General features: G+C 39.7%; 25 protein-coding genes. 13 read left to right on the top strand and 12 right to left on the bottom strand.

The features are described from left to right. Positions 1–42 precede the first annotated feature (42 nt). From H5182_RS13250 to H5182_RS13240, 3 genes are all read left to right on the top strand, one after another. A complete protein-coding gene (locus tag H5182_RS13250; RefSeq protein ID WP_246175609.1) occupies positions 43–1,098 on the top strand; it encodes a sensor histidine kinase in 1,056 nt (351 codons plus the stop codon). Further along, positions 1,095–1,886 carry a LytTR family DNA-binding domain-containing protein gene (locus H5182_RS13245; protein WP_182760158.1) on the top strand — a complete coding sequence of 264 codons (792 nt, stop codon included), beginning with the start codon at positions 1,095–1,097 and terminating at the stop codon, positions 1,884–1,886. Before H5182_RS13250 ends, H5182_RS13245 begins: the two co-directional genes overlap by 4 nt. A gap of 105 nt (positions 1,887–1,991) precedes the next feature. Next, on the top strand, positions 1,992–2,567 hold the full coding sequence (locus tag H5182_RS13240) for a hypothetical protein (protein WP_182718958.1): 576 nt from the start codon (positions 1,992–1,994) through the stop codon (positions 2,565–2,567). Positions 2,568–2,657: 90 nt separating this feature from the next. Here H5182_RS13240 and H5182_RS13235 read toward each other — a convergent pair whose 3' ends face one another. The 3 genes from H5182_RS13235 to H5182_RS13225 all read right to left on the bottom strand — a co-directional run bounded on the left by H5182_RS13235 (position 2,658) and on the right by H5182_RS13225 (position 5,545). Then, positions 2,658–3,629, bottom strand: a complete 972-nt coding sequence (locus H5182_RS13235) for a glutathione S-transferase family protein (RefSeq protein ID WP_182732208.1) — start codon at positions 3,627–3,629, stop codon at positions 2,658–2,660. 21 nt (positions 3,630–3,650) lie between these two features. Then, on the bottom strand, positions 3,651–4,493 hold the full coding sequence (locus H5182_RS13230; RefSeq protein WP_182734950.1) for a pirin family protein: 843 nt from the start codon (positions 4,491–4,493) through the stop codon (positions 3,651–3,653). 71 nt (positions 4,494–4,564) lie between these two features. Continuing rightward, complete coding sequence (locus H5182_RS13225; RefSeq protein ID WP_145241085.1) at positions 4,565–5,545, bottom strand: YihY/virulence factor BrkB family protein; 981 nt, start codon at positions 5,543–5,545, stop codon at positions 4,565–4,567. Positions 5,546–5,699: 154 nt separating this feature from the next. Here H5182_RS13225 and H5182_RS13220 point away from each other — a divergent pair, with 154 nt between their 5' ends. Continuing rightward, complete coding sequence (locus tag H5182_RS13220; RefSeq protein WP_404936106.1) at positions 5,700–6,770, top strand: mechanosensitive ion channel family protein; 1,071 nt, start codon at positions 5,700–5,702, stop codon at positions 6,768–6,770. 334 nt (positions 6,771–7,104) lie between these two features. After that, positions 7,105–7,977 carry an MYG1 family protein gene (locus H5182_RS13215; protein ID WP_182760157.1) on the top strand — a complete coding sequence of 291 codons (873 nt, stop codon included), beginning with the start codon at positions 7,105–7,107 and terminating at the stop codon, positions 7,975–7,977. Between the two features lie 59 nt (positions 7,978–8,036). On the opposite strand, the gene H5182_RS13210 is transcribed toward H5182_RS13215, so the two are convergent. Both H5182_RS13210 and H5182_RS13205 read right to left on the bottom strand, forming a co-directional pair. Then, positions 8,037–9,554, bottom strand: coding sequence for a DUF3360 family protein (locus H5182_RS13210; protein ID WP_145241079.1), 1,518 nt, complete (start codon positions 9,552–9,554; stop codon positions 8,037–8,039). Positions 9,555–9,883: 329 nt separating this feature from the next. Continuing rightward, on the bottom strand, positions 9,884–10,288 hold the full coding sequence (locus H5182_RS13205) for a YkgJ family cysteine cluster protein (RefSeq protein WP_145241077.1): 405 nt from the start codon (positions 10,286–10,288) through the stop codon (positions 9,884–9,886). A 184-nt stretch (positions 10,289–10,472) separates the two neighbouring features. Here H5182_RS13205 and H5182_RS13200 point away from each other — a divergent pair, with 184 nt between their 5' ends. Then, on the top strand, positions 10,473–11,063 hold the full coding sequence (locus H5182_RS13200; protein ID WP_182760156.1) for a LysE family translocator: 591 nt from the start codon (positions 10,473–10,475) through the stop codon (positions 11,061–11,063). Positions 11,064–11,073: 10 nt separating this feature from the next. Here H5182_RS13200 and H5182_RS13195 read toward each other — a convergent pair whose 3' ends face one another. Both H5182_RS13195 and H5182_RS13190 read right to left on the bottom strand, forming a co-directional pair. Continuing rightward, positions 11,074–11,910, bottom strand: a complete 837-nt coding sequence (locus tag H5182_RS13195) for an AraC family transcriptional regulator (protein ID WP_145241073.1) — start codon at positions 11,908–11,910, stop codon at positions 11,074–11,076. 199 nt (positions 11,911–12,109) lie between these two features. After that, positions 12,110–13,045 carry a LysR family transcriptional regulator gene (locus H5182_RS13190; protein WP_145241071.1) on the bottom strand — a complete coding sequence of 312 codons (936 nt, stop codon included), beginning with the start codon at positions 13,043–13,045 and terminating at the stop codon, positions 12,110–12,112. A 94-nt stretch (positions 13,046–13,139) separates the two neighbouring features. Here H5182_RS13190 and H5182_RS13185 point away from each other — a divergent pair, with 94 nt between their 5' ends. The 6 genes from H5182_RS13185 (at position 13,140) to H5182_RS13160 (ending at position 16,007) form a co-directional block, all read left to right on the top strand. Then, positions 13,140–13,574 carry a DMT family transporter gene (locus H5182_RS13185; RefSeq protein ID WP_182740808.1) on the top strand — a complete coding sequence of 145 codons (435 nt, stop codon included), beginning with the start codon at positions 13,140–13,142 and terminating at the stop codon, positions 13,572–13,574. A 9-nt stretch (positions 13,575–13,583) separates the two neighbouring features. Further along, positions 13,584–14,045, top strand: a complete 462-nt coding sequence (locus H5182_RS13180; protein WP_145241067.1) for a DMT family transporter — start codon at positions 13,584–13,586, stop codon at positions 14,043–14,045. A gap of 245 nt (positions 14,046–14,290) precedes the next feature. Continuing rightward, positions 14,291–14,707 (top strand): tetratricopeptide repeat protein, encoded by a 417-nt coding sequence (locus tag H5182_RS13175; RefSeq protein ID WP_182734977.1) that lies wholly within the window; start codon positions 14,291–14,293, stop codon positions 14,705–14,707. Between the two features lie 37 nt (positions 14,708–14,744). Next, the gene (locus tag H5182_RS13170; RefSeq protein WP_182758240.1) at positions 14,745–15,185 is read left to right on the top strand and encodes a GNAT family N-acetyltransferase; all 441 of its coding nucleotides are present in this window, start codon (positions 14,745–14,747) and stop codon (positions 15,183–15,185) included. Positions 15,186–15,192: 7 nt separating this feature from the next. Then, complete coding sequence (locus H5182_RS13165; protein ID WP_182760155.1) at positions 15,193–15,411, top strand: DUF6500 family protein; 219 nt, start codon at positions 15,193–15,195, stop codon at positions 15,409–15,411. A gap of 74 nt (positions 15,412–15,485) precedes the next feature. Then, a complete protein-coding gene (locus H5182_RS13160) occupies positions 15,486–16,007 on the top strand; it encodes a YgjV family protein (protein ID WP_182732200.1) in 522 nt (173 codons plus the stop codon). Between the two features lie 40 nt (positions 16,008–16,047). Here H5182_RS13160 and H5182_RS13155 read toward each other — a convergent pair whose 3' ends face one another. The 4 genes from H5182_RS13155 to H5182_RS13140 all read right to left on the bottom strand — a co-directional run bounded on the left by H5182_RS13155 (position 16,048) and on the right by H5182_RS13140 (position 20,532). Beyond that, positions 16,048–18,018 carry an RICIN domain-containing protein gene (locus H5182_RS13155; protein WP_145241057.1) on the bottom strand — a complete coding sequence of 657 codons (1,971 nt, stop codon included), beginning with the start codon at positions 18,016–18,018 and terminating at the stop codon, positions 16,048–16,050. 879 nt (positions 18,019–18,897) lie between these two features. Further along, positions 18,898–19,377: a YchJ family protein gene (locus tag H5182_RS13150; RefSeq protein WP_182734944.1), complete on the bottom strand. Its 480-nt coding sequence runs from the start codon at positions 19,375–19,377 to the stop codon at positions 18,898–18,900. Positions 19,378–19,417: 40 nt separating this feature from the next. Continuing rightward, positions 19,418–19,852 (bottom strand): SulA-like leucine-rich domain-containing protein, encoded by a 435-nt coding sequence (locus tag H5182_RS13145; RefSeq protein ID WP_145241055.1) that lies wholly within the window; start codon positions 19,850–19,852, stop codon positions 19,418–19,420. Positions 19,853–20,076: 224 nt separating this feature from the next. Next, a complete protein-coding gene (locus H5182_RS13140) occupies positions 20,077–20,532 on the bottom strand; it encodes a sel1 repeat family protein (RefSeq protein ID WP_145241053.1) in 456 nt (151 codons plus the stop codon). Between the two features lie 127 nt (positions 20,533–20,659). Between H5182_RS13140 and H5182_RS13135 the strand changes: the two genes are divergently transcribed. Then, positions 20,660–21,952, top strand: coding sequence for an NCS2 family permease (locus tag H5182_RS13135; RefSeq protein ID WP_182760154.1), 1,293 nt, complete (start codon positions 20,660–20,662; stop codon positions 21,950–21,952). A 33-nt stretch (positions 21,953–21,985) separates the two neighbouring features. Here H5182_RS13135 and H5182_RS13130 read toward each other — a convergent pair whose 3' ends face one another. Continuing rightward, positions 21,986–22,744 (bottom strand): hypothetical protein, encoded by a 759-nt coding sequence (locus tag H5182_RS13130; RefSeq protein WP_145241049.1) that lies wholly within the window; start codon positions 22,742–22,744, stop codon positions 21,986–21,988. Positions 22,745–23,033 lie beyond the last annotated feature (289 nt).

The raw sequence follows: 23,033 nt of genomic DNA, 5'->3' as shown, positions 1-23,033 counted from the left end.
AACGTTTATTAATCAACAGCCTATAACATTGGATTTAATAATGTGAATAGTAATAACCCTAGAAGTCAGTTGTTCTGGTTATTCCAAAGTTGTGGTTGGATTGTCTATGCAATGCTGACCGAATTAATGATAAAAATACCAAGCGAAGAGCCATGGACAATACATATACCGCATTTAATTATTGATGTAGCGTGTGGCTTTTTGATCACTTTAACGTTAAGACGATTTTACAACTGTTTTAGTCAGCAAGAGCTCAAAGTTAAAGTCGCGTTACGTATTATGCTGCTTCTAATTGCAACATTACTCTGGACGCAAATTAAATGGATTTCCTTGCAGTGGTTATATGGTAACTGGTGGCTTTCAATGTCATGGTTTGACTTTGGTACATGGACGTCAGCCTCGTTAACCATGCTTTCAACATGGACTGCCTTTTATTACGGGATCAAAATTTATTTAGATAATCTTGAGCAAACTCAAAAGGCCGCAGAAGCAACCCATTTAGCGAAAGAGTCACAGCTAAAAATGCTTCGATATCAGCTTAACCCGCATTTTATGTTCAATAGTATTAACGCCATTTGCACGTTAATATTGAAAAAAGAAAGCTTGCAGGCAGTAAACATGCTTGAAAAACTATGTGACTTATTGCGCCATAGTTTATATACCGACCCACTTGAAAAAGTAGCTATCAAAGAAGAAATCGCAATGTTAAGAACCTACCTAGATATTGAACAATGCCGATTTGCTGACAAGCTAGAGGTTAATATTAGCGTTGATGAACCATGCAATGATTTATTAATACCTTCTTTATTAATTCAACCATTGGTAGAAAACGCGTTAAAACATGGTATGCGAGCAGATCAAAAAATGGTGATCACAATTAATGTTGAAAAAACAAAATCCGCATTGCTCATTAAAGTTGCTGATACTGGTAAAGGCTTTGATGATAATAAAAAAACCAAAAGAGGCATCGGCTTGGCTAATTGTGAGCAACGCTTAAAATTAATATATGGTAATAGTCACCGAATTGAAAAAGGCAATGCGACTACCGGTGGTGCGTGGTTTTGTATCTCTCTTCCAATTAATGGTTTGCAATCATGATTCAATTAAAAACGTTACTCGTTGATGACGAATACAGTGCTATTGAAGGTTTGCGTATTCGCTTAGAAGCCTTTGCTGAAATTGAAGTGATTGGCAGTGCACAAAGTGTTGATGAAGCAATTAAAGTACTTAACGAATATGATGTAGATTTAGTGTTTCTAGATATAGAAATGCCAACAAAGTCAGGTTTTGAATTAATTAAACATTTTCAATCAGAGAGCTGCCCTGCGGTTATCTTTGTTACGGCATTTCATCAACATGCTGTTAAAGCTTTTGAGGTGAGGGCGCTGGATTATTTACTTAAGCCCGTTAAGTTAGCTCGCCTTGCAGAAGCCATTGAAAGAGTTATTAAAACAGAAAAGCTAAACAGAAAAACCGAACTTATTGAAGTGCACCAATCGCTGGTGATCAATGAATCGCAACCACTTGAAGTGGCGGGTAATTCTGACTATAAGTTTGAAGCTGAGAATTTAGTTATTCAAGATGCTAAAAACCCAATTCAAATTATTCCGTTTAAAGATATTTTATGGATTGATGCGGCGGGGGATTATATGTGTGTACACACACCTGCTGAAACACACGTAATGCGGGCGCGTTTAAAAGAGCTTGAAAAAAACACCTTGCCTGAAGATTTCCTGCGAATACATAAATCAACGATTGTAAATTTAAGCCATATAAAGCAACTTAACCCACTTAGAAACTCTGAATACACGGCTGTATTACAAAGTGGTAAAACACTTAAAGTCAGTCGTACCTATAGTAAAAATTTAAAGAGTTTGTTCAAATAATAAATATATTAATATTGAGAGTATTAAACTATAACTGCAACAGTTTGTATTATAGGCATTTGTTACGCTATCTCAGGTCATAATTTATAAGGATTTTAAATTTCTATGGCAAAACCTCAGCTTTTTTGGATTATTTTAATATTATTGATTACCTGTTTTATGCCTTGCGGTTTTTTCATCTGGTATGAAAGTGTGGATCCCGCATTTATCCCTAATGCTAATTACAATTTTATTTTACAATGGGTTTTACCCTCGCTGACAGTGCTGACGATTGGTTACCTTTTTAGTCAGTATAAGAATTTTGCTCAAGTGAAGGAAAGCTTAGATGAGCATTTTATTGCTGAGGGACGTTTAGTTAAGTATTTTACGCTGCTTTTTAGTCCAGTGTTTATTTACTTTTACTTTTGGACATTCATTAATATCCCAATACAGTTATGGGCAAATTATCAATTGGCTGAGTATTGGTCGCAAGAATATTTATTAGTTGAGGCAACAACATGTAGTAGTGACTATGAGCCGCACTGCGTAGAATTAAAGTTTTCCGATTTAGCAAGTGAAGAAACACATTCAATAAGATGGTATTTAGATAAAGCTGAATTATTAACGCTCAAGAATAAAAGAGTAAATCTGGTCGGTGAAAAAAGTTATTTTGGTTATATTATCAATACAATACAGTGGTGATCAAAGCTTTAAAAGGCATTATTGTGATTTGTGGTGGTTATAAAAAGGCCTATACTACCCCTGCCATTTTGCAGGGGTAGTATAAATTGGTTAACCGCGATTATGCTCGCGAGCGTAATCAATATTGGGCCCTTTAGGGACGATTTGCGTTGGGTTGATCATGGTATGACTAAAATAATAATGTCGTTTGATATGATAAAAATCAACGGTTTCTTTAACGCCAGCAACTTGATAAAGCTCACGTAAGTATTCACTCAGTGCCGGGTAATTTTCGATAGTACGCAGATTACATTTAAAATGCCCAACATACACACTGTCAAAGCGTATTAGAGTGGTGAATAATCGCCAATCTGCTTCGGTTAGGGTGTTGCCCACTAAATAGCGCTGCTTGAGTAAAATACTTTCGACTTTGTCTAATGCAGTGAATAAGTCATTAAATGCTTCTTCATAGGCTTTTTGAGTGGTCGCAAACCCAGTACGATACACGCCATTATTAATGTTGTTGTACACCAGCTCATTAATTGCATCGATTTCAGCGTGCAAGTTATTTGGGTAAAAGTCTAGTTTATTGCCAGTTAAATCATTGAAGGCGCTGTTAAACATGCGAATGATTTCAGCAGATTCATTACTGACTATTTTATTTTGCTGTTTATCCCAAAGCACAGGCACAGTTACTCTTCCGGAATAATCTGCTTTATTTTCGGTGTATATTTGATGCATAAATTGCTTATCAAAAAGTGCATCTCCAGTGCTGTGGTTGTTTTTATCAAACGTCCAACCATTATCTAACATATCTGGGCTAACCACAGAGACATCAATATAGTCTTCAAGGCCTTTTAATTTTCTAAAAATCAAGGTGCGGTGCGCCCATGGGCAGGCTAATGAAACATATAAATGATAACGGCCTTTCTGTGCCTTAAAGCCCGCCTCACCAGTTGGGCCTGCGCTGCCATCTTTGGTTACCCAGTTACGTAATTGTGCAGACTCGCGTTTAAACTCACCATCGCTTTTATCGGTGTCGTACCATTTATCTTGCCATTTACCGTTGACTAGTAATCCCATAATTGACTCCTATATCGTGTTTTAAAAGCTACCAAATTTACCGCTTTGGTAATCACTAATTGCTTCTCGTAATTGATCTTGCGTATTCATCACAAACGGGCCCATGTGAGCAATAGGTTCATTAAGCGGATCACCGGCTAAAATAAGTACCCCAGCGCCGCTTTGCGAGCTAAATTTAATATCACTACCGGGCTCTAAAATAAGTAGGCTGCCAGCCATTACTGGACCACCTTGTTCGGTGTTGATTGAGCCGGTATGAATATAAATCATCACCTTGCTTTGTGTCAGTGGTGGATGAGCAAACTCAGTGCCTACAGGTAATGTTACATCTGCTAGCATGCCATTGGCTGCTAGTTCTTGTAGGCTTGAAACCTGAGTTTGCTGGTCAAATTGCCAATTGCCAGCCAGTGCTTTTAGTTCAACACCTTGACTATTTTTATGTTCAGGTGCAGGGTGCTCAGTAGTATCTTGATATTTCGGTGCTCTGAGCTTTTCAGTGCTTGGCATATTGAGCCAAATTTGAAAGCCATGCATCCCCTCAATCGCATCGGCAAGTGGCATTTCGCTATGGATAACGCCAAAGCCGGTACTCATCCATTGCACATCACCTGCGCGAATAGCTTTTTTATTGCCCATTTGATCTTGGTGTTCAAAGCCGCCTTTAATAATGTAGGTAAAGGTTTCGATACCACGATGCGGGTGGGCAGGAAACCCACCCATAAAGTCACTGTGATCGTCGGATTTTAATTCGTCGATCATTAAAAAAGGATCTAAATGCTTACCATCAAAGCCTGGTATCCGGCTAATATTTACGCCATCACCATCTTGGGTTGCATGGCTATTGAGTTGTTTTATTACTTTCATTGCTTTGCTCCGAATCTTGTATGGTATTATTTAAACACAATAAAATTAAACAACCATGGGTAAAAATAGCACTATTCATTCGTTTTAACAGAACGTTCTGATTTTTGTTTTTTCGTTAGGTTATCCGCTACAAAAGCCCCGCGATTGCCAGACTGATGTGCAGGTCCTACGGTGCTATCAACCATGGTTTGTTGTTCGGTGCTGGCATTAATCGCAGCGCCAAAAATAATGATATAGGCGCTGATATACAACCACATCAACATGATCACCACACCACCAAGTGAGCCATACGTTTCATTGTACGAGGCAAATTGTGATACATAATATGAAAACCCTAATGATGCGATGATCCAAAGTCCTGTCGCCATCACTGAACCAGTTGTAACCCAACGCCACTTTGCCGCTTTTCTATGGGGTGCATAACGATATACAAAAGCTAAAGCAAAATGAAAAGTCGCTGCTAGTAATAGCCAAGTGAGTAATTTGATCACCGTATCGATACTGTTTTCTAGACCAACAATATTGAGTGCGATAGGCAATATACCAATGATTAATAATGCGATTACTGCGACCAATATAGCGCCAATAGAGAATAGAAAGCGCACTAAAAGCGCTTTGAAAAACTGCCTTTTGGTTTGCTCATGGTAGGTAATATTGCAGGCTGTGATCAGTGCTTGGCAGCCCTTACTGCTACTCCATGTGGTTAATAACAACGTGCTTATTGCACTAACACTTAACACTTTTTGTGATTGTTGGGTAACTTCAGATACCTGTTGTAGAACGATTTCTCGGCTGCTCGGTGGCAATAAAGTAATAAACTTACTAATCTGTTCACTAACATCCGCCGTAGAGGCGAAATAAGCATACAGCGAAACACAGGCTGCCAGTGCTGGAAAAATAGCGAGTAATGCGTAAAAGGCGACACCAGCGGCAACAAAGGATAAGTTATCTTGCGACATACTTTGGTATACCCGCTTGCTGATATCCCACCAGCCCAGCAAGGGGATCTCGGTTGGTTTATCTGCTGTGTAGCCACGTGGTTTATGTGCCATATTTTATTCCTTACTGATGGTTATTAGTCACTATTTATTAGAAGTTAAGGTGCAAGGTGCTTGCCAGCTTAAGTTGGCGTTTAATTTGCTTCTACAGAATTAATGGTTTCATCAATAAAGAGCGCATGAGTTACATATGGAAATAATGAATAGTATTAATAATCAAATTATTAGCGCATTAAAAATACAAACAACGAGTACCAATGCGGATCCTTTAGCGCCAGTATCTTGGCAAGGTATAAACTCACAAATTGCGCATTTTTTACAAAGTGCTTGGCAAATGTTACCCGCTCTCACTTTAGGTATAGCAGCAATAATCGTGTGCTATTTTTTAGCAAAGCCTGTGTCTTATTTATTAGTGAAACCTATTGGCTATGTAAGTGAAAGGCGGTTATTGCATGTTGTTGCTCGTCGCTTTATTAGTACTGTGATCATTTTGTTTGGAGTTTATTTATTTTTACGCTTAGCAGGCTTAAGTGAATTTGCCGTGGCGATAATGAGCGGTACTGGATTAGTTGGGCTAATCTTAGGTTTTGCATTTCGTGATATTGCAGAGAACTTTATATCGAGCATGCTATTAAGTGTGCAACGTCCTTTTCGTATTGATGATGTTATTGAAGTCGATGGCTGCTTAGGGGTAGTAAAAAAGGTCACTGCGCGGGCGACCACATTAGTTGATTTTGATGGTAATCATATTCAAATACCTAATGCGACTGTTTATAAAAATGTGATTAAAAACCTTACTGCTAATCCGAAAATGCGCGGTCACTATAAAATAGGCATAGGTTACGATAACGATATACGTAACACTCAGCAGTTAGCGCTGAGTTTAATGGATAAACAAGCTGCTGTGCTAAAAGATCCGGCCCCACAGGTGTTACTTGATGAATTAGGCTCAGCCACTATCAATCTCAGTATTTACTTTTGGGTTAATAGTGAGCAAAACAGCCCGGTTAAGGTAGCGTCGCAATTGATGCGTGAAATGGTTAATAGCTTTAACGCGCATGGTATTAGTATGCCTGATGATGCTCGTGAACGGATTATTTTAAATGCACCAAGTGAGCAAGCACAAAAGACTCCGGAACAACCCACTACGCAAGATCAAAAAGTCAAACCGATTGCGCATCTGGATGCTGGTATTGATGATGTGAGCAGTGATGCTGATGAAATTCGTGAACAAGCTGAGCGCTCTCGCGATCCTGAGCAAGGCAACAATATTATTTAACTTGCTCTTTAAATAATATACTTAGTTTAATGGCCGTGGGTTCGGCAATTTTATTTAGCAAAGACTGAGGTATCGCTCGAGGAGAAAGTTTTACTGAAGACAGTTCATGTATGGATTGGTTATGTTTTTACCATCAATCTACGGTTGTTTTGTTATTACTGTAGCTTATCTTCCTCTAGACGATTAATTACCACAAAGTGGTTCACTGTTTTTGTGGGCTGCTCGCCGATAGCGTATACTGTTGTGCTTGTAATTTTGACTTATCTATTTTGTGCTAACGGATCAGTTTAAATTTCGCCGTCTTCTTACTCCTTTCTAAAATGATATTAAATAAATGAATGATATAACAGTAGCAACTCATAACGGTAATTTTCATGCGGATGATGTGTTTAGTATCGCCGCACTTAGGCATATTCTTCCTACTTTTAAACTTATACGTACCCGTGATTTAGAATTAATCGCGCAAGCTGACATAGTGATTGATGTTGGCGGCGAATATGACCCAGCTGCTGGACGTTTTGATCATCACCAACGTGGCGGTGCCGGTGAGCGTGAAAATGGCATCCCATACTCATCATTTGGTTTAATTTGGCAAAAATATGGTTTAGAGCTGTGTCAGGGTGACCCAGATGTTGCGCATGCAGTTGATGCCGGTTTGGTATCGACCATTGATGCGATTGATTGCGGTCATGTTGAAGGTGTATCGAAAGGGATCAGTCTTAGCCAAACAATTTCAATGTTTAACCCAACATGGCAAGAGGAAAGTGACTTTGATCGTTGTTTTGATGAGGCGGTTGAATTTGCATCGCGTGTTTTAACACGTTTTATTGCAGCAGCCAGTGGCGGCATTAATGCTAAAGCAATCGTCGCTAAAGCGATTGATAACGCAGATGATGCAAGAGTGATTGTATTAGAGCAATACACGCCGTGGAAAAAAACCGTGCATGCTTTATCGCAAGAAGCGTTATACATGGTTTATCCATCGCATTCAGGCAAATGGATTTTGCAAACGGTGCCTGTTGAACCGGGTTCATTTGAAGACAGAAAGTCACTACCAAAAGCATGGGCTGGTTTATCAGATGCTGCATTTCAAGCGCAAACGGGCATTGATGACGCAATGTTTTGCCACAATGGCTTGTTTATCGCAGGCGCAGAATCATTTGCAAGTACCATGAAACTTGCTGCTATGGCGTTGCAAGACGAATAAAACGAAGTCACGGTTATTAAAAAGGGGGGAGCGCTGTACTGGCTTCCCCCCTTTTTGTATTAGTGCCTAAAGTTTTCTAGCAACGCTGGAATACCTGGCAGCATGCCCACCATGGCCATAACACTGGTCAATAATACAAACATAAACAGCGGAATGATCCAGCGACTCATATGGGTCAGCTCAGAGCTGCGCTCTTTACAGCCAATTAAGCCTAAGTTATCGAGCAGCATGGTCAGTGACCAGCCAAACGCTGGGTTTACTAACGTTGAAGCAAATACCACAATAGCTGCTGATTGCGTGGTTTTACCTTCGCGAGTCATTTCCATACCCGCCTCAAGCAGTGGGATAAATACACCCACTATTAATGCTACACACAGTACCGGTTGCCAAATGGCGAGATCCATTGGATAACCCCATATACCTGCAATTACACAAAAAAGTGCGGTTAAAATTGCACCCGCTGGAATAGGGCGCTTAGCAATCGCGGCAGGCACAATATACGTGCCCCATGATGAGGTGAAGTTAGACCCACCTAAAATAGAGCCAAAGGTTTGCCTAACTGATGCACTGAGCATCGTATCGTCAATGTTCATTTGCACTTTTTCAGTACGTTTTGGGTAGCTGATCTTTTGGAATACTTGATGGCCTAAAAAGTCTGGCGACCACATGGCCACTGCCAGTATGGCAAAGGGCAATACGACTACAAAGCTTTCAAGAGTCGGCAAACCTAACATCCAACCGGTGTTTTCACCCCACCAATACATAGGGTTCATATTTGGTAACCCGGGGGCGGTTTTAAATTCAAACGGCGCACCTAAGGCAAAGGCCGTTAAACCACCAATAAGGCAGCTGAGCGGCACAGCTAACCAACGTTTTTTAAAATGTTCGAGTAGCGCGTACAGTAAAATAGTGGCCAAAATAACGATGAAGGCAATGTGGGTCATTTGAATTTGTTCAGCCCATGCAAACAGTTTCTTTACTTGCGATATAGTGCCTATGAATCCTAAGTAAAGTAATAATCCGCCGCACACCCCTTTACTGGTTAGTCGTGCCAACAAACTGCCGCCTTTACTGATGGCAAGCAGTAACCCTAAGGCGCCAATGAGTAGCCCGAATGCCATTGGGTGTCCGCCTGCTGCAACAACAATGGGAATTAATGGAATGAGTGGTCCGTGGGTTCCCGCTAAGTTAGCAGTGGGTAAAATAAAACCTGAAAACAAGATGATAAAAATAGCCACTATGAGTAACTCATAGCGTACGTTTTCTAACACAAAGGCGTCACTTAAACCAAGCGGTGCGGCAAAGGTGGCGGCAATAGCGCCTACCATAACAACTTTACCAATTGTCCCTGCCATCGCGGGAATTGTGTCTTCAAATTCGAAGCGGTAATCCCGAAAAGGCAAGTTAGGACGCCAGCGCTTTGGCTGCATAATTTGCAGTTCATGCTCGAGATAATCGTCTCGACTGGCAAACTCAGAGCTTGGTTTATGAAGATTTTTATAGCTATCGGAAACGGTTTGAGTATCGCTTACCTGCTCAGCTTGGGATGACGTGTCATCTTTTGGCGTGGTTGTCATGAATTCTCCTGCAACATTGTTGCTAACTCAAAATAAAAAAACAGCTTGTATAAAGCAATGAATATTGAATCGATAGAATAAAGTAGAGGTTTATCAATTACGATTAGGCAAAGGTCGAGCATGACGGATTAAAGTAGCTTGGCGCAGGTATAGCCAGCAGAGAAGAAAATATTCAAAAGTTAATTTCTATTGTTAATAATCAATACCTTATTTTCATATTTGTTGTTTATTGCTTTGAAAAAGCCAGTTATACGGCACGCATTAATGAATTACTGGGTGCTAAGTCTTTAGTCTAATGGCTAGGAGCTCACTCAAAGCTAAGCTCTGTTTTATTCTGTATAGCCGCCAGGGCGACTGTCTTGCATTAATAGATCAAGTTTTCTTTGTGCTTTTTTATAGTTATCTAAATCGATTACTTCAATCATTTCGCATTCGTCTCTTACCATTTCGGTGATAAGGCTAGGATAGTGGCGGCAATCTTCAGGGCGGTCTAAATAAATACTGCAGGTATATTTATTTGCGGCGAGGGGATTTATTTTTGGTGCTATTTCAAGAAAAGGGCATTGGCTTAGTTTTACTCCCGATTGTGGGTCGTGCCATATTTGGTTATTTTTAACGAACTCAAAGATTTCGGGGTTAAATATCTCCCATAGATCAATCTCTTCTTGCGTGGCGCTCAGATCGCCACCACCGTATTTAATACAGCATTTACCACATTGATTACATTCTTTCATGGTTCGCTAATTTGTAAGATAGACTATTTCTAGTGTATCACCGATTGTTTTTAGTGCAGCTGTGTTTTTGCAGGGGTAATTTGTCAGATGCTATTTTATTTACAACAAGGTCAATTTTGTTCAATACATGGCTTATTGCAACAACAGATAATAAACGCCACTTTAAATAACCTAAGTATACGTTATGACTTTATCAGTGATCATCTCAATGGCACTATTTGCCTTGGCGGCGTCTATATCACCCGGGCCAGTTAACCTTGTTTCGTTAAGTAGTAGTGCGCGATATGGGGCAAAAAAAGGCTTAATATTTGTGACTGGTGCTACCTTTGGTTTCATTGCATTATTTTTGTTTATTGGTTTTAGTTTGCATTATCTCATTGCGCAATTAGTCTGGATCACTGGTGTATTACAGTGGCTCGGTATCGCTTTTTTACTTTATCTCAGTTATCAATTATTTATCGATGATGGCGGCCTCACAGCTGACGCTAAGCAAAATGCCCCTACCTTTATGACAGGTGTGATCATGCAATGGCTTAACCCTAAAGCGTGGTTGGCTTCTTTATCAGGCATTGCAGCATATAGTCCAGGGGCGCAAGGATTTGAACTGGTTACTTTTGCAAGTTTATATTTACCTATTTGTTGGTTATCACTTGGCTGTTGGGTTTGGCTAGGTATACGGCTCGGGCAGCATTTTCAAAGCCCAGCTAAAATGCGAGTGATGAATAAAATTCTTGCACTATTACTGGCTGGCAGCTGCTTTTTATTATTGATTTAGTGGTTTTAATTTACAGTGATAAAGTACGGCGATATTGCTCGGGAGTTGCCGCTACGCGTTGTTTAAAGACCCGCTGAAAATGCGCTTGATCACTAAAGCCTGCACTGTGAGCGATACTTGCTATTGGCTGGCCTTGTTTTAGTGCTTGCTGACCTAATTGAATACGACGATTTAACCGATAAGCGTGCGGAGTCATATTAAAATGACGTTTAAAAGCGCGCACTAAATAACTGCTGCTAAAGCCAAAAAGTTTACTGATTGCGTTAATTGATTGGTCTTCAAAACAGTGCTCATTCAGGTAGTTCGCTACTTGATATAGCTTATTTGCAGGTAATAACGTTTGCTCGTGTAATGGCTCAACGCAATCAAGGTACGTAAATAATTGCACGAAGTAACTACTTAGCAACGTGCGCTTTTGTGCTGCGGTAAACGTATTTGTCATTAGGTTTTGGCACAAGATAACAAAGTCCTGATAAAGCTGTGGTAGTAGCACTGTATCCAAGCGACTTCCTTGCCAGTTTTGTTGCTTTGTGACGCCAGACTCGAACAATAACGCTGCTAACCAATTTTTATCTATATGCATCATGTAATAAGCCCACACTGAGTTTTGCTTTGGATTACAGGCGTGGACTTCATCAGGGTTCATTAATACTAAATTACCATGTGTTACTTGATGTAGACGATCTTCACAAATGAATTCACTTTGCCCCGCTAAAATTGCGCCAATTGACCATTGCTGGTGGGAGTGGGGAGCATAAGTGACTTTGCGGCCATCTAATACTTGGCGCAGCTCTACAAATGGTAACTCGGGGTCGCGCCAAAAAATAGGGTGTGTTGTTGGGAGCATACTATTTTCCACAATTGAAAACCTATTTCCAGTATACCCCTAGTTGTAGTGTATAAATCTACCCTCAGACTAAATTATTCACCAAAAAATCAGTGAGTAACTGCGTCACTTAGCTACATGCAATTGTGTGCTGAGCGGGTGTGTTTTTTTAGGTATCACTATTGGTCTGTTTGCACCCGTTAGAGCATAACGCAGATACTTAATTTTGGTATTTCCAGTACGGCGGGTTGCCATAAACTTCACTAAAGTAATCAATACATACTCGAACATTTAACGGTGGTTGTCGTGTATTAGGGTAAATTGCAGTAATGTTTTGTGGTCCTGTTTTTATTGTTGGCGCAAATTCACTTAAGAGTGAAACAAGAGTGCCTGTTTTTAAGCTTTCACCAATTAACCAATCAGGGAATAATACAATTCCCATGTCGTTCAAAGCCCCGATAAACAGCGTTTCAGCGTTGTTAGATACTAAAGTCGGTATTACACTTTGCTGCTGCCATGACGAATTAATTTTGAATAACCAACGATTTTGCCCCGATGAACCGCTATAAATTAAGCCCTGATGCTGACTAAGATCAGCCGGTACTTTTGGTGTGCCATATTTTTTCAGATAAGCAGGGGATGCGGCTAAATGATAAGTTTGCAGTCCTAATGTTTTAGCATGTAACGATGAATCTGCAAGAGATCCGATACGAAAAATCACGTCAGCGGCATCAATATGCGGATCGATAAAATCATCGGTTTGAGTCAACTCTACTTGAATTTTCGGATAGCGATTTAAAAACTCACCAAGCCAAGGCGCTATGTGTTTTTGTCCGAAAAAAACCGGCGCATTAATTCTTATTAACCCTTTGGGTTGAGTTGCTCTATCTTGCAGCTCGTTACGTACTTCGTTGAGTTGCTCGGTCATTGAGCGCGCATAATCATGAAAAATTCGGCCCGCTTCGGTTGGCATTATTGCTCTTGTGTTACGGTAAAAAAGTTGCTGACCAAGGGCATCTTCAAGTTGCAAAATTACTCTAGAGACCATAGAAGGCGATACATTTTCATGTCGAGCAACAACAGAAAAGCTTTTACATTTATACACGGCGATAAAAAATTTTAACGCTCTGATATTGATCGAACTGAAATCATTCATTTGTGCAAATCCTGCAAAAGTGTTTCTTATATAATCCCATTTTTCGCGTTAAAGCTCTAGGTTATTATTTATTCCTTATTAATAGGAGATTTGCATGCAGTTTATTTTGATTTTAATTGTCGTTATGGGAGGAATGGGGCTGTCTGTAGAAGCAGGCTTATTGGGCCCTTTAGGTAGTGAGGTTGGAGAATTATGGGCCACATTTAGTGTGTTTGGTGTTGGTGCTGCTCTTACCTTTATGTTGATGCTATTTTTTAGTCCTCGGAATAGCCCGTCTTTTTTCAAACAACCATCATGGACATTGTTAGGCGGCGTGTTGGGGCCTGTTTATGTCGTTATATTGACGTTCACAGCACCTGTGATAGGTATTGCTATGACGATGATCAGTATATTGATGGGACAAATAGCGAAAAGTTTGCTGATAGATCATTATGGTTTATTTGGTAGTCAACATCGCCAGATTGACCGTAAACGGCTTATGGCACTATTTTTTATTGTCATTGCATTAATTCTGATGGCACAAGGTTAGGGGACGCTAATGACTATAATTATGATAATTTTGGCGGTGATTGGTGGTGCAACCTTGAGTATTCAGGCTGCCATTAATGGCCAACTAGGAAGTAAAGTAGGTGTTTTTCGCTGCGCATTTTTAACCTTTTCGGTAGGGGCGTTGATCACTGGGTTACTTATCTTTTATTTTGAACCTAGGCATGCGCTAACCCTGTTGGATGTGCCAAAGTGGCAATTATTAGGGGCAATGTGTGGAGTACCCTATATCGTGATAATGGTGTTTGCTGTGCAGCGAATTGGCACCGCAGTCGCAACGGTTGCGGTAATATTCGGTCAATTATTTATGAGTATGTTAATTGATAATTTTGGTTGGCTTGGTAACGATGTGATTGCTTTTTCGCCAAGTCGTATTGGCGCTGTAATATGTTTGGGTATTGCGCTGTATTTTATTCATGCAAGTGGTAAAGATACAGCAAAAACTGAGAGTTAGCCTTGAAACAATAAAAATTTGGCTGAGGTGATAACTTGTAACAGGGGGGTTATCACCTGATTTGAGCTGAGATTTTTCCCCCGCCTTAGGCTTGATACGCTTTAGAATGAATCATTTTAGTCTCGAGTGTATTAGAATAGTACGCTCTCGGCCTTGTATTTTCTTTCGTTTCGCTTTGAGTTGTTGTTCTTAGCCATGCAAGATAGTTAATTTGGCTGTAATTTCTAACAAAAGGTAATGAAAGAATAATGAATACAAAACTGTATAAATCAGTATTGAACTTAGCCGGTGAGCTAATGAATGCTGCACAGCAGCAAGATCAAGTCACGTTCGATTCACTCTATGGGCAGCTAAAAGCACTGTGTATTGAGCATGAAAATACTGAGAAAGATCATCCTGTACAGTGGGAAACGCTCGCTGATTTTACCGATGAGTTTGCCGATGCGTTGTTGATCTATGAAAAAGCATTAGCTAAAGCTAACGCCATCAATGCGAAAGATTATATGTCGTCAATTGGTTATGCGATGGCAACTATGCATGTTGAACTAGGGCAAACCGAAGCTGCTATCGTAAGTTTACAAGCTGCGCAGGTTAGCGCAAATAAAATTCCTGATAAAGCGCTGAAGGCTGAAATAGCTCAGCTACTACAACAATTACAGTAAAATTAGCTCGTTGATTATGTTTAAGAGGTCACAATAAATGGATGTTACGCTAGGCACTAGCCCTGAACTGATTGCGCAAGCGCATGCTATTCGCCACCAGGTATTTGTGATCGAACAAAGTATTCCTAAGCAGTTAGATTTAGACGGTTTCGACGAACGAGCTGTGCATGTGGTGGTAACAGATGGCGGTGCTTTAGTCGCTACTGCGCGGTTAGTGAAACGTAATCGACGGTGTGGCGTTATGGCAAGGATTGCAGTGTTAAAGCAATACCGAGGATCCGGCATTGCTAAATTGGTTATTAATGCCTTGTTATCACATGCTGGTAAAATTGGCCTTGAGATCATTGAAATTCATGCACATGCCTATTTGCAAGGCTATTACGAAAGTTATGGTTTTAAATATATTAAAGATGTTGAAATAGTTGGCGAACACCAACTTATTGAAATGCAATGCAGTTTAAAAAGTGAAGTGAGGTAACGCCGTAATGCGCGACGAATTAAGGACTAAGATCATTCAAGTTTGCGACAAAAAAATAGCGGCGAATGGAGATAATGTTGGGCTGTCGTTTTATGCTTTTTTTGCCAACAAAAATGATGATCCAGAATTACTTATGGAAGCTGCAACATGGTGGATACAAACCCACCAATTAGATCACTTTGTTAAAGCGCGGATCATTAAAACCATGATTGAAAATAATCTGTAATAGCGTGTAGATGTTTGATTGTATATTAACCACAATAGCGGTTGAGATATTTATTTTAGTGAGGTGTAGTGCTGGTGGTTGATAGTTGGATTGCCCAAGGGTTTGGTTTACTCAGCTTTGTTTTAGCATTGGTGTGCTTTTATCAAAAGGATGATCGTCGTTTAAAAATAATGATGGTGGTGATGAATCTAAATCATGCACTGCACTTTTATTTACTCAATGCTATCACTTCATCATTGTGCTGTTTATTTTCAGCGGGGCGTACAGCCGTATCAATGCGGGTAAAATCGGTGTGGATAGCAGCCATTTTTATTATTTTAACCGTGGTTATCGGTTATCTAACAGCCCAGCAATGGACGGATTACCTTGCGATTGTTGCCGCTTGTTTGGGTTGTTTTGCACTATTTTGCTTAACGGGCATCAAAATGCGTGTTTTGCTGTTTGCAGGATCGTGCCTATGGTTGGCAAATAATATAATTGTTGGATCTATTGGCGGCGTGTTATTGGAAGCGACTGTAATTGTTATTAATATATCGACTATCTATAGACTACATAAACAACGCTTTACCCGTGAGGCGCTGACTGAACACGGTTAATAATGAAGAGCTTAACAAAGCCCTTCACAGTAAATGTTAGTTATTGTCTGGTTAACTCAAACATTTGATTTTCTGCTCCTGAGGTACATGTCCATTGAAGAATATTAGCATCATCGGCAGTTTTGCTGCCTGCGACGTCTAAGCACAACTCACTATTTCGGTTGATGATACGCCACTTACCAGAGCCGGCACTTTGCAAACGAAACTGCTGGTTATAGCTCCCTGTGTATGTCCAGATATTGATATTTTCACCCGCTGTAGTTGAATGCGTATAGACCTCTAACCCTTTAGAAGGAGCATTGACTGGTGAAATACGATGCCACACCCCATCGACTGTTGAAATATTAAATTTTTGGCAATCATTATTAAGCCAAGACCACTGCCTAACATTTGCCCCATCTTCACTTTGACAGTTAGCAATATCTAATGATGCACCACTGTGTTTTGGGGTAATGCGGTAAGTACCATTGACTTGTGTATTGGTTGGGTTGCCATTATTGCCGTCGGTATAACCATTGTAGACTTCAAACTCTGCAATTTGCGGTACGCCATTGGCGGAATGAATCACAAAACTTACTTTGGATAAGTTAGTGTTAGAAAAAGTGATTACATTTGGCACAGCACCACCGTTAGTAAGTGTTACACCTGTATCGTAGTTCACTAAAGACCAAGCTGTAATGCTTCCTTTACTGGCTGGGGTTTCAATTATTTTTATCGCATTTATGGTGGTGTTAAGGTTTTTAATATTGATCGTGCCCGTGGTAGCTGACGGTGACCAGTAAGTTGACATATCGCCGTCGTTCACATTGCCATAACTCGAGCCACTGGCTTTAGAACTGCCATCAACACCGGCACTGATAGCAAGATTTTCCCCTGATGGCGTTGGCTCAGGTATTGGATCTGGATCCGGTGTTGGATCAGTTGGGGTAGTCGAGCCACATTGGCCATTCGATGTTTGCAAGCCTTTGTTCGCGCCAGCCGTTGCTGCAATGATGTTGGGTATACACTGTGCATTATCAAGTTGATAGTTATAAGGAATGTTGATTGTTGTGGTTGAGGTCGGATTAGGGCCTGCTGGGTGAAGCTTGTTTTCTTGTTCAGACCAATCGATATTATCCCAAACATTGCCACTGACTTGCCAGTAACCCATATCATTTGTATAAAAAGTACCGAGTGGATCTTTGGAATTTTTAAAGTAGTTGTTTTCGGCGCGCATTTTACCGCCAATTCGTGGATTCATGCCCGATGACACGAGTCCATAGTAGTAGTTGTTGTAAGCATGCGCTGTCGCGTGTCTTAGTAAAGGCGTGCGAGAATTAATATTTTCATAGTAATTGTGATGAAAAGTAACAGGGCCGTTAGTATTGTCACTATCACTTGAGCCAACGAGACCACCGCGTCCAGAGTTGCGCAAAATACTGTAAGATAATGTCACGTATTTGGTATTACTCTTCATATCGAACAAAGCATCATATCCTGAACTTTCGCCACCACTGGCCTCAAGTGTAACGTGATCGACCCAAATATTTCTGACGTTTGACTCCATGCCAATCGCATCACCGCCGTTGGAGGTGGGGGAGCCTGATTTTTTGACGTTTCTAACGTGAACATTTTGAATAATGATATTTGAAGATGAACGAATATGGATGCCTAATTGGTCAAAAAGAGCACCGCTACCAACACCGATAATAGAAACATTACTAATTTCTTTTAGTTCAATTAGATCTGGCCCAGTATTGCAACTATCTCCAGATACTTTACTGGTGTTGTCATGATTTATGGTGCCTTCAACGTGGATGATAATTGGTGTGTCACTTGATGCTCGGTTACATAAAGCCTGGTGAATTTGGGTTCCAGTTGTTGCATAAACAACATCGCCACCAGCACCACCGGTTGTACCACCATTCGTTGCGGCAAAGCCTGACGCATTAGCAAGTGCACTGTTTCCATATATAGCAGTTGTTATGGCCAAAGCATGCAAAGAATATTTAAATAACGTACGTTTATTCATTGGTTGTTCCTAATTATTGTATGTTCAGATCAAAACAATCAAATAAATTAATTGTTAAAAATGTTAACACAATCAAGTCCTGTCTATGCTTGCACTGCAGTGCTACCGGTGGCATTATTGCGCTAAATATGACTTTCTGCAATGCTAATTACTGATTGATTAGTTTTAATTTCATTATTTAGTTTTGTTTTTATGCGTTTTAAATAAATATATTTAATTAAAATTAATAGGTTAGGCTTTGTTTTAATTATTTTAAAAAAATATAAAAATAATAACGATTTATTTTCTAGTTTTTATTATAGTGTTTTTTTGATACTTGAAATTTATTTAACATTTGTTCCTTTATTGTTTTTTGATATGACTAGATCTTAGCATGCTACGGGGCTGGTTCTAACGCAGTATATATATGTTTTATGGATGAGTTAGTTGTTTATAGGTGTTGTTGTGAAGTACTAGAGCATGTTGACTTTTCAGAATTAAAATTTGTTTAATCTAGGAGTGATTTAATCATGACAAGAGGTTTGTAACCTAGTTGGATCGATAACTGCTACCGCGTTATTCTACTGGCGGAAGTAATCTGAGCTTCGGATAATAAATCCATCTCCAGCGGCTATTTTTCAATGTTAACTGCGTTAAATTTACTTGTAATAGGCATGCTATTGACGCGTAAATTCGCCTTATTTTCCCTGAAAATTTCGGCTGGAGAGTAAAAGTAATATTAGTGCTTTAAATCAATGCGTTAGAAAACACATTAACCAAAATTTAGGTTAAGCAACAAATAGTTAATCGCACTTAGACAGACCACGTTGGGTCGCGATTTTTTTGAATTTATGATTATTTATAAAATACTTACGGTAAAAACTACACTCTAAGAAAGTGTTATACGCTGTGGCATTTTTTATATTTTTTACCGCTACCACACGGGCATTCATCATTGCGGCTAATTTTTATATCTGCAACAGGGAAGATATCACCATCGAGATAACGCCACTGCCCATCTTCTTTTATGAAGCTTGATTTTTCATGTAGTTGGCAAAACAAGTTTTGATAAAAATAGCTAACACAAAATTCAACACAACCAGTGTATTCTTGCTGGTCTGCACTGATCACGGCTAATTTTATAAAGCGGCAACTATTAGCAAAATCAGCAATTTCTTTGATTGGGTTTGCTGCTTGTTTTTCTTGTGCATAAGTTTGGTAAATATACTTAGCATTTTTTAAAGCATAAGCAACAAAGCGAGAGCGCATTAGTTGCTCTGGGCTTGTTGCTTGTATATTGCCTGAGTGCAATTTTTCACAGCAATCGCTATAGCTTTGTTCGCTGCCACATAAGCAAAGACTGTCAGTGAGTGAGGTCATAATTAAAATACGCTTTATTAAAAAACGGCATTTTAACAGCTTATTGTGCTAATGCTATCTCTGTAGCTTGTTGGGTTTTAGTAAAACAGTATAGTTTTGCACTCGCTTGGTCTAACTTTAATGACAGGTTAGCTATTTGATTGTCTTTCACAATGTCTGTCCAGGTGATCACCGCTGCAAAGTTACCGTTATGTAGTGCTGAATTTAGTACATACTCTAAATTAACCAGATGCTTTTGCCTAATCACTAATAGTTTACTGGTATCAATAGAACATGAATCAAGTAAAGCTTTACTTGGTACGTGATCCGGTGCAATCAGTAACGTCCATGCGTTTTTATTATTGTAATGGTGTAACACCTTTAGAAGTTCAAAAGTTGCAGAGATCTCATCTTCTATCTGAATCAAATTTACTGATGCGCTTAAATTATCTTGTTGATAGCTTTTAACTGTTCTGATGGTAATTGGCTGTAACATAAGTTTCACTCACTGGTTGTTTATACAGTACTCATATACAGTAGTTTATACAGTGTTTGTGTGCAAGTGTTTTTTGCTATCTTTTTGAACGATTTTTAAATTTATTTGATACCATCAGCTTTGAAAATGTGCAGAAAATTAAATAATACTATACAAAACAATGTATTAATTATTTAAATTGAGGTGGCAATTGATTTTAACGAAAAGGGTAGATTAGTCCCTTTTCAAGGTGAGTTGGGGATCAGGTGAGCAAACTGCTGTTGGTGTATTTGTTCATACAGTGTTGCAGCATAACACTGGGCATCTTTAAAGCGGCGGGTGGCTAGATGTTTACGTAAATCAGTTAAGGCGGTTGTTGCAGGCTCATAGCCTTGGCTACTGGCTAAACTTAGCCATACTGCGCCATGAAAAACACTAGTAGGTACGCCTTGGCCTTTGATAAAAAATAATCCTAGATAAAATTGGGCTCGCTGATTACCTGACATTGCAGCTAAGCGCATCCATTTAGCAGCGAGAGGAGGTTGATCATTTTTTAAATAATACAGGGCTTTATTAACAGTGTTATCAGGAGTATCAGCTTTAACCGCACTGTGTGGGGCTTTGCTCGGTTGGGTGATAAACGATAATACGTTTTCTAACTGTTGTTCTAAATCTAAGCCAATTGGCGAGGTATCTGTCATAGTGCCACACATATTATTGTTGTCATTTACCTGCTCAGTTTAGTCTAATATCAGGTTAATTGTCCTGTTATTCTTGAAATATATGATAAAATCACGCAATTATTGTCATCTAAAATGAAACTCACTTATGCTCGACGCGTTATTTAAAATTAGCGACCACAACTCGACTGTGCGCCGCGAATGTATTGCCGGCCTCACTACCTTTATTACTATGGTTTATATTGTGTTTGTCAACCCTGCTATGTTGGCTGAAGCTGGTATGGATCAAGGTGCTGCGTTTGTGGCAACTTGTATTGCTGCGGCTATTGGCTGTTTTATCATGGGCTTTTGGGCAAATTATCCGTTAGCTTTGGCTCCTGGTATGGGGCTTAATGCCTTTTTTACTTATGGTGTTGTGTTAGGCATGGGCTATACCTGGCAAGCAGCATTAGGGGCTGTGTTTATGTCGGGCTGTATTTTCTTGTTCCTGAGTTTGTTCAAAGTCAGGGAGTGGATAATTAATGCTATTCCATTGGTGTTAAAGCAAGCCATTGCAACAGGAATTGGAGCGTTCTTAGCGTTAATTGCGCTTAAAAATGCCGGGATCATTGTGGCCAGCCCTGCAACATTAGTGCAACTGGGTGATATAACGGCTGCCGGTCCATTGTTGGCTATTTTTAGCTTTTTTGTTATTGCAGCGCTACTTTATCGTGATTTTAAAAGTGGTGTTTTGATCAGCATTTTATTAGTAACTGTGATCGCGCTAAGTCTGGGTTTGGTAGAGTATCAAGGCGTGATATCTATGCCTCCTTCAATTGCGCCTACTTTTATGCAACTTGATTTTTCAGCGGCGTTTGAGTTGTCAATGCTTAGCGTCATTTTTGCATTGTTGTTCGTTGATTTATTTGATACATCAGGCACCTTAGTTGCGGTAACTCAAAAAGCAGGTCTTGCTGATGAACAAGGTAATATGCCTCGTTTAGGACGAGCATTAAGTGCTGATAGCGCCGCAACCATTGCCGGTTCAGTATTGGGCACTTCGACCACAACCTCATATATAGAGTCAGTTGCAGGAGTATCTGTGGGTGGCAGAACCGGACTTACAGCTGTGGTTGTAGGAATGTGCTTTTTATTGATGATGTTTTTTGCACCCTTGGCGAAAATGGTGCCAGCTTATGCAACTGCGGGAGCTATTTTATATGTGTCGGTGCTAATGCTACAAAACCTTAAGTTTGTAAATTGGGATGATATGACAGATGCCATTCCAGTGAGTGTGGTATTACTGATGACGCCGCTAACATTCTCCATTGCTCATGGCATTGCACTGGGCTTTATTTCTTATACAGTCGTTAAAGTATTGTGTGGTAAACGAGAACAAGTAAGCATCAGTGTGTGGATATTGGCTGCGATGTTTGTGATCAAATTTGCGTTTTTATCTTAGTGAGTTACTAGGTTAATACAAAGAAAAAGTGGTTTACCACTTTTTCTTTGGTGCAAAAAGTACGTCTAAATCGTCTTGTTCTTGCTCTGCTTTTTTCTTCAGTGCTGTTGCATTAGATGCTTTAAGCTCTGTGCTTATTGCTTCTAAATAACCTTCGAGCTCTTGGCGTTTAGTGGTTATATAGTCATCGCTATAAGCGACTGCAGATACAGTAGCGTAGGCTTTTTCAAAGTATTGGCGTGCAGAACCGACCATATTCGCAGAGCGTGCGGAGATACCTCGTTTAATCTGGCTTTCAATATTAATTCGTAATTGGAGTTTTTCTAAGCGCTTGTCTTCAGCAATAAAAATTTGGCTGTCTACTTTCCCTTTGCCATGCTCTGAACGAAGTACTGCGCGTACTTTCTTAATACCTTGGATTAGTGCTATTAATTGCTTGTCGTTATCGGGTAACACTAAATTTTCTAAGTTAGTGGTGTCGATTGAGTCTCCTAAACGTTCTTTTGCTTCCTTTAAGCGATTCTTTAACTCTTTCGAATTGGGTGATAGCTGCACCATAGCGACTAAAGCATCATGAATACGCCGTTGTAGAATACGTAAAATATGTTCTGACATAGGGATGTTTGCGCTATTTAATAGAACGTCTTCTGATTCTTCAATGATTTTTTTTTGTTTGGTTAAGTCTTTGCGGCGTTCTGTTTCTTGTTTCTCTTTATGCTGTTGTACCGCACTGACCCAGAGGGCAATGACAATCAGTGCAACAATCAACATAATAATAATAGAAACGATCATGGTTTAGGTCTCAAATTTCACAAACTAATAATTTTAATCTTACATTAAATATATGCTAACAGGATAGTTTTGCGCGGCTTATGTAAAAAAGAATTCACTTTCTCATCATTTATTACTATCTGCGTATGATATTTTTTCATTTTGAGCATCAGCTTAAAAGATGGCTACCTCAAGGCGAGGGATTATGCTAGCCTAAGCAGATAACCTTATAAATACGATTCCAGACAGCCTTTTTCTATTGTTAATCAGAAAAAACTTGGCTTGACGCGATGTAGCATTTATAAATAAG

This window comes from Pseudoalteromonas sp. SG44-17 (assembly GCF_014164235.1).
Classification (GTDB): Bacteria; Pseudomonadota; Gammaproteobacteria; order Enterobacterales; family Alteromonadaceae; genus Pseudoalteromonas; species Pseudoalteromonas rhizosphaerae.
The sequence above is the reverse complement of the archived record's forward strand: the minus strand, read 5'-3'. Positions and strand labels throughout refer to the sequence as shown.